Here is a 12,143-nt window from a genome sequence, read left to right as displayed (position 1 = left end):
TGGGAGGGGCTTGCCCCCGATAGCTGAGTGTCAGTCAACAATGCTGTGACTGACCTACCGCTATCGGGGGCAAGCCCCTCCCACAGTTTGTTTGGCGTACCGCCCGGAATTACTCGGACTTGGCCTGATGCTTCACGATGATGTCTACCAGACGCTTGGCCAGTGCCGGGTAGTTCTCATCGAAGTGATGCCCGCCCGGCAGTTTCACCGCCTCGCCCACGGCGGTCTTGTCGGTGCAGCCACTCTCGTCGACTTCTTCGGCACCGTAGATGCACACCACCTTGTCAGCCGGCAGCTTGGCCATTTCCGGGCCGGTCGCGGCTTCTTTGCCGGCGTTGCCCAGCCAGCCTTCCACTTCGATTTCAAAGCTGCCGGTGCGGGCGAAGGCCAGCAGGATGATGACGTCCACACGCTGTTGTTCGTTTTCCGGCAGGCGGTTGTAGATCGCCGGCAGGACGTCCGCGCCGAAGGAGTAACCGGTCAGCACGAAGCGCTTGGTGCCCCATTTCTGCCGGTAGTGCTGCATCAGCTCGGTGAGGTCCTTGGCGCTTTGTTCCGGGGTCTTGTGCTGCCAGTAGTAGCGCAGGGTGTCGATGCCGACCACCGGGTAGCCGATCTTGGCCATTTCGCCGGCCACGTCGCGGTCGAGGTCACGCCAGCCGCCATCCCCGGAAAGGAACAGCGTCACGGTGTCCTTGGCCTGGCCAGCCGGCACTTCCACCACGGGAATCGCCAGGCCGCCGTTGTCCGAACCCACCAGTTGCTTGCGCAGTTCGTTGTTCAGCACTTGCGGATAGTGAATGTCGTAGTCGCTGATACTGGTGGTGGCGCGCGGGGTGTCACGTACGAAACTGGCGCTTTCATCGTCAGGGTTGTCGTTCCAGGCCACCAACCAATTACCGTGTGCGGCGGTTTTCGGCAGTGGGTCCTTGCACCCTTCCTGCACCAACGCGAAGCCGACGGAGATGGCGTTGGCCTTGTCGTCGCTCTGAGTGGCCAGCCAGCGCCAGGCGAGGGCGGCGCCAGGGCCGATGCCGCTGACCAGGGTCGCGGGGCCCTTGAGCTGGCCCAGGGCGCTTTGCAGCGCTTGTTCCTGCAGCTTGCAGTCATCCTTTGGCAGGATCACCTGGACGATCTGCGCCTTGCCGCCCTGGCTCAGGGTAATCAACTGGCTATCGGTCAGTGTTTCGTCAGCCATCACCGCCACCGCGACGCGGGCTTTCGGGGTGCCGGCCGGGGTCACGCGGGTCATCACCGAGCCGTCGGCCTGGGGCAGTTGCTCCAGGGTCGGCTGCGGGGCAGGGCGGTTCCAGAACCAAAAGCCGCCACCCAGGACCAGGGCGAGCAGCACTACAAAGGCCAATACATACCGCCAGGAGCGTCGAATCATCAGCGTTTCACCAATCCAGTCAAGCCGCCCGCGATCAGGGCGGCGGTATCGGCCAGTGCCACCAGCGGGTCAAGTCCTGCGGGCACGGCCATGTAACGGGGTTCCCAGTCAGGCTGGAACTTGTCTTTGAAGCGGCGCAAGCCTTGGAAGTTATACAGTTGCTCGCCGCGACGGAACACCATCGAGCCCAGGCGCTGGGTCAGTGGCGCGCCGCGTCGCGGTTGCAGGCCCGACAACGGCACCATGCCGAGGCTGAAGCGGGCGTAGCCGTGACTCTTATAGTGTTGAATCAGGCCGACCATCATGAATTCCATGGTCAACTTGGGCGCATCCGGGTGGGCGCGCATCAGGTCGAGGCTGGCCAGGTCGTGGTTGTAGGTCTCGAGCAGGTTGGCGAAGGCCACCGGGCGGCCTTCGAAGCGAATGATCGCGATACGAAAGTGCTTGAGGTAGTCGTCGCTGAAGCGTCCGAGGGAAAAGCCTTTTTCCCGCACATTCTTACCGGTAAGCCAGGCGTCCGAGATGACTTTTAATTCATCCATCGGTGCCGTGCCGGGTTCAAAGATCTCCAGGGACAGGCCGTCCCGGGTGCCACGGTTCCAGGTGTAGCGCAGGTCCTTCATCTCTTTGCCCTTGGCTTCCAGGTCAAAGCGTTTCAGGTCGACGCGCGCCTCTTCGCCCAGCTTGATCGCGGTGAGGCCGATGTCCATGTAATAGGGCAGGTTCTCGGCGCGTACCTGATAGAACACCGGGCGTGCATGATGGATGTCGCACAGATCGCGGAACTGCCAGATCATTTCGGCACGGGGCTGGGTCGGACCGATCGGGTCATACAAGGCCACCAGGCTGCGGCCGCGACGGGCATACATCAGGAACGCTTCGTCATTCGGATGGAACAGCAGCGCCTTGTCGCCGGTCAGCGCCAGGCCGCCGTCGGGTTGCGACGATGCCATCAGGATCTTGCTGGCGCGTTCCAGCTCCTCGGGAGTCGGCAGGTGGATCACCGGGCGTGCGGTGCGCAGCAGCCAGGTCAGCGAGACGATGACCAGCAGCACGGCGGCGCCCAGCAACGAGCGCAGGCCGCGCGGGGCGTTGGCGTCGAGAGTGAACTGCCACCACAGTTGATGGCTGTACGGTACATCTTGATACGCGAACAGCAGCAGCCAGATAGAAGCCCCCAGCACACAGACGCTGGCTACCAGGTACAGCGGTGAGAAAGGCAGCTCGGTCAGGCGGCTGGCGCGATAGAACGAGCGGCGGAAGATCGCCAGCAGTATCGCCGTCATGGTCATCAGGCTGGCTTCTTCCCAATCGAAGCCCTTGAGCAGCGAGAGCAGGGCGCCCACCAGCAGCAGCACCATGGTCAGCATCCACGCAGCCGACAGGCGTCGACGCAGGCCCTGGGCCAGCAACAGGCACAGCACGCCGATCAGGCTGGCACCGAAGTGCGAGGCGTCAATCAGGCGGTGGGGAATCAGGAAGCCGATGTTTTCCAGGCGTGAGTCGATTTCTGGCGTGGCGCCGGAAAACAGCAGGACCACGCCGGACAAAAAAACCAGTACGGCCAGCACCGGCGCCGCCAAACCCGAGGCTACCCGCAGGCTTTGCTGAGTCTGGAACAGGCGCTGGGCCTCGTTGACCAGCAGGAACACACAGGCGATCAGCAGCGGCAGGACCACGTAGATCATTCGGTACAGCAGCAGGGCGGCGGCCAAGGGCGCGGCGCCGAGCTTGTCGGCGAATGCGGCGAGCAGGATGGCTTCGAATACGCCCACGCCCCCTGGCACATGGCTGAGTACACCGGCGGCCAACGCCAGCAGATACACCAGCAGGAACGGGCCGAAAGGCGGTGCTTCCGGCAGCAGCATATAAAGGACGGTAGCGGCGGCGGCAACGTCCAGTGCGGTGATGATCAGTTGCAGGAATGTCAGGCGGCGACCGGGCAGACGCAGGGTTCGACGCCCGGCCTTTACCAGCAGGTTGTCCGGGTAGGGTTGTTCCGGCAGGCGGCGGCGATAGATGCCGATGCACAACATGGCCGACAGTAACAGCACTGCACCGGCAACGCCGCCGAGCACCGTTTGTGGCAAATGCAGGTAGGTCGACGCTGCCGGCAAGTTGCTCAACGTGGCCAATGCAGCCAGCGGGGGCAGGGCGCAGCCCAGTGCCAGGCTGGCGAACACGGTCATGTGGGCGACTTCCGAAGCCCCGATGCCGTGGCGTGCATATAAACGGTAGCGTACCGAGCCGCCCGAGAGCATTGACAGACCAATGGCATTGCCGATCGCAAAGGCAGTAAAGCCGCCAAGGGCCAAGGTCTTGGCAGGCAGGTTCACCCCGGCATAACGTGCGCCTGAAAACTCATAGCCCAGCAGAATGACGAACCCGGCGACGGCGGCGGCGAACGCACCGAGCAACGCGGGTTTGGGCACTTCCAGGATCGAGTCGTGGAGGGCGTAGAGATCCAGCTCCAATAGCAGGTGCCGACAGGCGATCAGGGCGATTGCGAACAGCAACAAGGTCACGGCCAGCCCGATGGGTTGCCGGTATTTGCTCAACAGATCCAGCCAGCGCAAGCGGGTGGGGGCGATAGGTTGTTCTGCTGTGACGGTGTCTTGTGGTTCAGACGAGTTGGCGCGCATCAATCACCTCGTGGATTGTGCGCGACAGGATGGAGGTATCCAGCCAAGTTACCAATCCCTATGGACAAAATAATTACAAATATTAACGCGGATCACCGGGTGCGGCGACTGCGGCCATTGGTCGTAGAGGCGTAAGCATAGCGTGCAATGAGATGGACTCAACAAACCGCGTACGGTTTCATGAAAGATGCCATACCATTGTTTCAGAAGAACTTTTTCATCGGATACAAAAAAGGCCACTCTTTCGAGTAGCCTTTTTTGATGTTTGGTTGCGGGAGCCGGATTTGAACCGACGACCTTCGGGTTATGAGCCCGACGAGCTACCAGACTGCTCCATCCCGCGTCTGTGGGCGGCATTCTACAGCCAGATGGCGAGGTGTCAACCGTTAATGAGCCGATGGGTCAAATAAGTGTGAAATAGCTGACATGTAACCTAAGTTCGCGATTGAAAACGCTTTTTGTAGTGAGCGGGCTTGCCCCGCGCCGGGCTGCGGAGCAGTCCGTGGTGAAGTGCACACTATCTTGTGTGGGGCTGCTTGCCAGTCCAGCGCGGGGCAAGCCCGCTCGCTAAAACAAAAAAGGCCACTCTTTCGAGTAGCCTTTTTTGATGTTTGGTTGCGGGAGCCGGATTTGAACCGACGACCTTCGGGTTATGAGCCCGACGAGCTACCAGACTGCTCCATCCCGCGTCTGTGTGTCGGCATTCTACAGAGGATCGCGAGTGTGTCAACCGTTGAATCGAAGAAAAGCGCTTGTGGTTCAATCGGTTAGCTCTCCATGTAGAGCCGTTTGAGGGGTTCGGGCCAGTGGGGCCAAGGGTTTCAGCTCTATTGGAAGGCTGATTTCGATTGAGAAAATAAATTCATCTGGGAAATTTCCTACCACTCAGGCGGAAGATTCAAACTACTGGTGCTATATACAGGGGTGAATGCGATACTGGCCATCCGTTGGATTACACCCGCCTTTCTACTTATGACGCAGCGCAAAATCATCCACGTTGACTGTGATTGCTTCTACGCCGCCATTGAGATGCGCGATGACCCGAGCCTGGCGCAAAAGCCCCTGGCGGTAGGTGGGTCGGCAGATCGAAGGGGCGTGATCGCTACATGCAACTACGAAGCGCGGGCGTATGGGGTGCGTTCCGCCATGTCGTCGCGGCATGCCCTGAAGCTCTGCCCGGACCTGACCATCGTCAAGCCGCGCATGGATGCCTATAAGGAGGCGTCGAAGGAAATCCAGACGATCTTTCGCGACTACACCGACCTGATCGAGCCCCTGTCGCTGGACGAGGCCTACCTGGATGTCTCCGACAGCCCGCACTTTGGCGGCAGCGCCACACGCATCGCCCAGGACATTCGGCGCCGGGTCTCCAACCAATTGCACATCACTGTGTCCGCCGGCGTGGCGCCGAATAAGTTTTTGGCCAAGATCGCCAGTGATTGGAAAAAGCCCAACGGCCTGTTTGTCATCACCCCGGATCAGGTCGAGGACTTTGTCTCCCAACTGCGGGTAAGCAAGTTGCACGGCGTGGGCAAGGTGACGGCAGACAAGCTGGCGCGCCTGGGCATCGAAGACTGCCTGCAATTGCGCGAATGGAACAAGTTGGCGTTGGTGCGTGAGTTCGGCAGCTTTGGCGAGCGCTTGTGGAGCCTGGCCCGTGGGATAGATGAACGTGTGGTGCAGAACGACAGCCGGCGGCAGTCCATCAGTGTGGAAAATACCTACGATGTGGATTTGCCGGATCTCTCAAGCTGCCTGGCGAAACTTCCAGAGTTGATGGAGACCCTGGTAGGGCGCATGGCGCGTATCGACAGCAGCTACAAGGCGGGCAAGCCGTTCGTTAAGGTGAAGTTCCATGACTTTACCCAGACGACGCTGGAGCAGGCGGGCGCGGCGCGGGATCTGGAGAGTTATCAACAGTTGATGACCCAGGCGTTCAATCGCGGTGGGAAACCGGTGCGGTTGTTGGGGATTGGGGTGCGGCTGCTGGACCTGAGTGGCGGGAACGAACAGTTAGAGTTCTCCTGGTAGAAGCCGGGAAAAAATGTGGGAGGAAGCAAGCCCCCTCCCACATTTGGATCTGCAGCGTTTTCGAAGCCTCAGCGTGCTCCGGGATCCGCCACCAACCGCCCTGCATCCTTGGTCAACGCCTGCAGGAATTCCTGCTGCAGCTCGGGATCATTGCGGGTCAGTTCGATCAGGCTTTGTTCCAGTTCGCTGGCTTCTTCCTCCAGGCCCAGCTCCGACAGGCGCTTGACCCGGTGCACCCACTGGCTGACTTCATCGTCTTCCAGGTCGTCGTAGATCAGGCCGTGGGCTTCCAGCAACTTGCCGCGCAGGGTGCTGCTGATCGCCAGGGTCGAGTCCGAGTGCACGTCGTCCTGGCCATCTTCCACGCTGATCTTCAAGGTCGTGACGCGGTTCAGGTCCTGCTCGGCAAACGGGCTGTCCAACAGGTTCAGGCGCAGCACGCCGTTGCGGTCGGTGGTCAGCTCATGGGTCTGTTTGCCGGCGGTGACCTGGACCGGGCGCTCGCTCCAGGGCAGGCTCGAATACTCCACGCGTTTGTCGCGCTGGACTTCATCGATACCCGCCAGGTTCTGTTGCGCGCGCCCATGGGATTGCACGTTCATGAACGGGTTGAGACCGTCCACGCCGTAGGTCAGCCAGTCGTGGGTCATGCTGGTAGGCAGGTTGCCGAGGGCGAAGATGTTCGCCACGTTGGCGCCCGCACCCGCGACCAAAGCCACTGCACCCAGGGGCATCTCATAGAGTTTGCGCCAGGGCTGGTAAGGCGTGTAGCGATCGTAACGACGGGTAACTTCGAATTCGGTGACCTCAAAGGTCTTTTGCTCGTGAATGCGAACCCGGCGTTGCGGCAGTTCCAGCACTTTGGGTTCGCCTACATCGATCTGCAGGCTGTGGTCGAGCAACTTACGCTCGACCCGCTCCTCGTGCTCACTGCGTTGCGACATCTGATTGGCGCAGCCGCTGACCAGCAGGGCGCCGCACAAGGCGGCGCCCCCCAGGGCTCTGGTGTTTCGCTTGAACATGACTTCTCTTGATCTGGTTTTCAGCGACGAATACGCGCCTGGAGGAAAGACAGCACGTCAGCCACCGGCAACGGTTGGGCTTCGGCTTCGGTCCGGCTCTTGTATTCCAGATTGCCATCGGCCAGGCCGCGGTCACTGACCACGATCCGGTGCGGAATGCCAATCAGCTCCATGTCGGCGAACTTGATGCCCGGGCTGGTTTTCTTGTCGCGGTCATCCAGCAGCACTTCAAAACCAGCAGCCGTGAGTTCGGCATACAGTTTGTCGGTGGCTTCGCGTACTTGCTCGGTTTCGTAACGCAGCGGTACCAGGGCCACCTGGAAAGGCGCCAGGGCGTCACTCCAGATAATGCCTTTCTCGTCGTTGTTCTGCTCGATGGCAGCGGCAACCACGCGGGAAACGCCAATGCCGTAGCAGCCCATGTCGAGGGTGATCGGCTTGCCGTTCTCGCCCAGCACTTCGCACTTCATCGCCTTGCTGTACTTGTTGCCCAGCTGGAAGATGTGCCCGACTTCGATGCCGCGCTTGATTTCCAGGGTGCCCTTGCCGTCCGGGCTTGGGTCACCGGCCACCACGTTGCGCAGGTCGGCAACGGTCGGCACCGGCAGGTCACGCTCCCAGTTCACGCCGAAGTAGTGCTTGTCGTCGATGTTCGCGCCGATACCGAAGTCGCTCATCAGCTCGACCGAGCGGTCGATGATGATCGGCAACGGCAGGTTCAGCGGGCCGAGGGAACCGGCACCGGCGCCGATGGCGTCGCGCAGTTCGGCATCGCTGGCCATGACCAGCGGGCTGGCCACGCCAGGTTGCTGGGCGGCCTTGATTTCGTTGAGTTCGTGGTCGCCACGGATCACCAGGGCGATCAGCTTGCCTTCTTCTTCGGCATGCACGATCAGGGTCTTGATGGTCTTTTCAATCGGCAGATTGAATTTCTCCACCAGGGCCGCGATGGTCTTGGTCTCTGGCGTATCCACCAGGCGCAGTTCTTCAGCCGGGGCTGGACGGGAGGTTTCCCGTGGCACGGCTTCGGCTTTCTCGATGTTCGCCGCGTAGTCGGAACCGTTGCTGAACGCGATATCGTCTTCGCCGGACTCGGCCAGTACGTGGAATTCGTGGGAGCCGGCACCGCCGATGGAGCCATTGTCCGCTTCAACCGCCCGGAACTTCAGGCCCAGGCGCGTGAACACATTGCAGTAGGCCTGGTGCATGCGGTCATAGGTGACCTGCAGCGATGCCTGGTCGGCGTGGAACGAATAGGCGTCCTTCATGATGAATTCGCGGCCGCGCATCAAACCGAAGCGTGGGCGGATTTCATCGCGGAATTTGGTCTGGATCTGATACAGGTTCAGAGGCAACTGTTTATAGCTGCTCAACTCGTTGCGCATCAGGTCGGTGATCACTTCTTCATGGGTCGGGCCGGCGCAGAAGTCGCGGCCATGACGGTCCTTGAAGCGCAGCAACTCAGGGCCGTACTCTTCCCAGCGCCCGGATTCCTGCCACAGCTCGGCCGGTTGGGTGCTCGGCATCAACACTTCGAGAGAGCCGGCGGCGTTCATTTCTTCGCGAACGATGGCTTCGACCTTGCGCATCACCTTCAAGCCCATGGGCAGCCAGGTGTACAGGCCCGAGGCCAGTTTGCGAATCATGCCGGCGCGCAGCATCAGCTGGTGGCTGATCACGACCGCATCGGAAGGCGTTTCTTTCTGTGTGGCGAGCAAATATTGACTGGTACGCATGGTAGGCCGTTGTCGGTTGCTTGAACTTGAAATGACTTGGGATTGTACGGGCGCAAACTGCCGCCGTACAGGCATCAGAATGCAGGGCTGTCTGTAGGCGCAGAGCTTGCTCGCGATGGGGCGCCGCGGTCTGGCTTTTAAAGGGCCCCCAGAATCAGTCCTCTACCGGCGGATTCAACCGCATCCGCCGATTTTCCTGATACCAGTGCAACGCAATCAGCAGCAGTGTCGGTACGCCCAGCATGCAGGTGATCAGGAAGAAGTTGTGGTACCCGAACTTCTCCACCATCACCCCCGAGTACCCGCCGATCAGGCGCGGCAGCAACAGCATGATCGAACTGAGCAGCGCATATTGGGTGGCGGAAAACTTGAGGTTGGTCAGGCTCGACAGGTAGGCCACGAATGCCGACGTGGCCAGGCCCGAGCTGAAGTTATCCAGGGAGATGGTAAAGATCAGCATCTGCAGGTCGGGGCCCATGTCGGCGAGCATCACGAACAGCAGGTTGGTCCCCGCCGACGCCACGCCACCGATAAACAGGATCGGCAGGATGCCGAAGCGCACGATCAGCAGGCCGCCCATGCCGGCGCCGAGCAGGGTCATGATCAGGCCGAAGATCTTGCTGACCCCGGCGATCTGGTCCTTGGTAAAACCCTGGTCGATGTAGAACACGTTGGCCATCACGCCCATCACCGTGTCGGACATACGATAGGTGGCGATCAGCCCCAGCAGCAGCAATGCCTGCCAGCGGTAGCGCAGGATAAAGTCGTTGACCGGCGTGAGCACCGGCGCCAGGCCCCGCCGGCCCATTGCCGACAGGCACAGCGTGGTGAGAATGATATAGAGAATGGCGCGCAGGAACGCGCGGTCGTCCATCAGCAAGTCCCACAGGCTGACGCCGTGAAACAGCACGCTGGCGAAGTCGGTGTTGAACAACTGGGTGAACATCGCCGGTACGGATACCAGCAACACGATCAGCACAAACACCGACACCAGTTGATGCACGAAGCTATAGCGCCCGGCCTGCAACTGGGTGCGCAGCGGTACATTCGGTTCGCGCATGAACAGCGTGGTCAGCAGCGCCGGGATCATCAGCACGCCGAACAGCACATAGGTACCGGTCCAGGCCGAGTGCTTATAGTTGAAGCCGGTGGAGCCGAAGCCTTCGGCAAAGAACAGCGCACCGGCCGTGGCCAGCAGGGCGGCGATGCGGTAGCCGGACATATAGCTGGCGGCCAGGGCGGCCTGGCGGCTGTCGTCGGCGATTTCCAGGCGATAGGCGTCGACCGCGATGTCCTGGGTGGCGGAAGCAAAGGCCACCACGACGGCAATGGCGATCAGCCAGGACAGGTGTTTCTGCGGGTCGCAGAACCCCATGCCGATCAATCCGAGGATCACCAGCGACTGTGCAAGCACCAGCCAGGAGCGACGACGTCCGAGTTTACCGAGCAGTGGCAGGCGCCATTGGTCGAGCAGCGGCGACCAGACCCATTTGAAGGCATACGCCAAACCGATCAGGCTCGCATAGCCGATGGTCTCGCGGGCCACACCGGCCTCACGCAGCCACACCGAAAGCGTCGAGAACACCAACATGTAAGGCAAGCCGGCGGCAAAGCCGAGCAACAACAGCACTAACGTCGAGGGGCTGGCATAGGCGGCGAGCGCGGCGCGCCAGGTTTTACGGGGCATGGGCTGGAGTCTGCCTCAGATTCACGGAAACAAAGCGCGCACTCTAACCGCTGTGCTCTACCGGGCGCCAGCCATGGCGCTGAATATCCACGCGATTGTTGCGCACCGTGACGCCCTCATCGCGCAAGCGTGCCCGTTGCTCGTCGCCCGAGGCGCTGCCCACCGGCAGACTTATCCGACCACCGGCACCCAGCACACGATGCCAGGGCAATGTGGTGCCCTCGGGAAGTTGGCTCAAGGTACGACCCACCCAGCGCGCGGCGCGCCCCAGCCCGGCCAGTTGCGCCAGCTCGCCGTAACTCACCACGCAACCGGCGGGGACTTGCGCCAGGGTCAGGTACAGCGCGGTGCGGCGCATCTCGGCGGGGGTTTGTGGGGCATCGGCAGGCTGATTCACTGTGGGCATATCCGTTGGGATCGTCGGTCTTTTGTAAGAAACGTCTGTAAGTATGCTGTTGAGAATTGAACTCAACACAAATCCTTGAGTCAGTCCTAGCTATCTAACACGATAATCGCCCCTTTTCGCCAACCTTGAGCTCCCCATCCGCTTATGTTGTCCAGAACCCTGCTGTGCCTCGCTGTCTTCAGTGCCTCCACGCCCCTGCTGGCCGATACCGTCTGGTTAAAAAACGGTGACCGCCTGACCGGCAAGATCAAGGTCTTCGACGGTGGCAAGCTGCTGATCCAGACCGACTACGCCGGCGCCATTCCGGTGGACTGGAAGCAGGTGAAAACCCTGGAGAGCGACCAGGAGTTGCTGGTCAAGCAGGACGCCTACACCGGCGAGAAGGCCAAGTCCCTGCAGGCGGCGGACGATGGCAAGGTGGTGCTGGCCAATGGCGAGGCGCCCAAGACTGTCGAGCTGGCAAGTATCCAGCAGATCATCAAGCCCAAGCCGGTGATCGAAGACCTGGTGTGGAAGGGCAATGTCGACATGGCGCTGGACTACAAGCGCGCCGAAAAAGACACCAACGACTACGACATCGACTTCAAGACCACCGCGCGCCATGGCCAATGGCGCCATACCGGGCAGGGCGAATACAACCGCGAGTTCCAGGACGACGTCACCACCACCGACAACTGGGCGCTGGAGTATGACCTGGACCGCTTCATCACCGAGCACTGGTTCTGGCAGGGGCGCCTGACCTACAAGCGCGACAAGGTTGAAGACCTGGCGCGCCAACGTACCGTCGGTACCGGCCCGGGCTACCAGTTCTGGGACGACGAGCTGGGGGCATTCTCCCTCGGCTCGCTGGTCAACCGCACCGATTACGAGTACGCCGATGGCGGCAAGGACAACTTCTATTCCCTGGCCATGAAGTGGAACTACAACCGCTACCTGGTGGGCAAGACCGTTGAGTTCTTCACCAATGGCGAGGTGGGCAAGCCTATCGACGGCCCGGCCGAGTACTCCCTGGATGCGGAAATGGGCCTGCGCTATAAAGTCACAGAGTGGGCATCGCTCAACCTCAAGGCCGAGCGCGACGTGATCAGCGGCGATTCGGAAAGCAGCCTGAGCAAAACCCGCTATACCGCAGGCTTCGGCGTCGCCTGGTAATCGAGCCCTGGCAACCGGCGCGTAGATTGATTACCTTGTGTTGAGATCCATTCCCATACGCTATGGGCGGCTGAATA

8 protein-coding genes and 2 tRNA genes are annotated in these 12,143 nt (G+C 61.0%); 2 read left to right on the top strand and 8 right to left on the bottom strand.

Translation table 11 applies throughout. The features are described from left to right. Positions 1-109: 109 nt before the first annotated feature. From J1N02_RS07690 to J1N02_RS07675, 4 genes are all read right to left on the bottom strand, one after another. Positions 110-1,390 (bottom strand): virulence factor family protein, encoded by a 1,281-nt coding sequence (locus J1N02_RS07690; RefSeq protein WP_027605469.1) that lies wholly within the window; start codon positions 1,388-1,390, stop codon positions 110-112. Continuing rightward, positions 1,390-4,032, bottom strand: a complete 2,643-nt coding sequence (mprF, locus tag J1N02_RS07685) for a bifunctional lysylphosphatidylglycerol flippase/synthetase MprF (RefSeq protein WP_065925010.1) — start codon at positions 4,030-4,032, stop codon at positions 1,390-1,392. Before mprF ends, J1N02_RS07690 begins: the two co-directional genes overlap by 1 nt. 266 nt (positions 4,033-4,298) lie before the next feature. After that, positions 4,299-4,375 (bottom strand) — tRNA-Met (locus J1N02_RS07680). A gap of 269 nt (positions 4,376-4,644) precedes the next feature. Continuing rightward, positions 4,645-4,721: transfer RNA gene (locus J1N02_RS07675), tRNA-Met, on the bottom strand. Positions 4,722-5,004: 283 nt separating this feature from the next. Here J1N02_RS07675 and dinB point away from each other — a divergent pair. Then, complete coding sequence (gene dinB / locus J1N02_RS07670; protein ID WP_421147255.1) at positions 5,005-6,063, top strand: DNA polymerase IV; 1,059 nt, start codon at positions 5,005-5,007, stop codon at positions 6,061-6,063. 68 nt (positions 6,064-6,131) lie between these two features. Here dinB and J1N02_RS07665 read toward each other — a convergent pair whose 3' ends face one another. The 4 genes from J1N02_RS07665 to J1N02_RS07650 form a co-directional block, all read right to left on the bottom strand. Then, positions 6,132-7,085, bottom strand: coding sequence for a hypothetical protein (locus tag J1N02_RS07665; protein WP_065925011.1), 954 nt, complete (start codon positions 7,083-7,085; stop codon positions 6,132-6,134). Positions 7,086-7,105: 20 nt separating this feature from the next. Next, positions 7,106-8,821, bottom strand: a complete 1,716-nt coding sequence (locus tag J1N02_RS07660; protein ID WP_027605473.1) for a proline--tRNA ligase — start codon at positions 8,819-8,821, stop codon at positions 7,106-7,108. Between the two features lie 154 nt (positions 8,822-8,975). After that, complete coding sequence (locus J1N02_RS07655) at positions 8,976-10,508, bottom strand: AmpG family muropeptide MFS transporter (protein WP_027605474.1); 1,533 nt, start codon at positions 10,506-10,508, stop codon at positions 8,976-8,978. A 43-nt stretch (positions 10,509-10,551) separates the two neighbouring features. Beyond that, positions 10,552-10,914 (bottom strand): MGMT family protein, encoded by a 363-nt coding sequence (locus tag J1N02_RS07650; protein WP_043293512.1) that lies wholly within the window; start codon positions 10,912-10,914, stop codon positions 10,552-10,554. A 144-nt stretch (positions 10,915-11,058) separates the two neighbouring features. Here J1N02_RS07650 and J1N02_RS07645 point away from each other — a divergent pair, with 144 nt between their 5' ends. Next, positions 11,059-12,066, top strand: a complete 1,008-nt coding sequence (locus tag J1N02_RS07645) for a DUF481 domain-containing protein (RefSeq protein WP_027605476.1) — start codon at positions 11,059-11,061, stop codon at positions 12,064-12,066. Positions 12,067-12,143: the final 77 nt, after the last annotated feature.

This window comes from Pseudomonas sp. NFX5 (assembly GCF_049132125.1).
GTDB lineage: Bacteria > Pseudomonadota > Gammaproteobacteria > Pseudomonadales > Pseudomonadaceae > Aquipseudomonas > Aquipseudomonas marginalis.
This window is presented reverse-complemented; position numbering and strand designations above follow the sequence as displayed.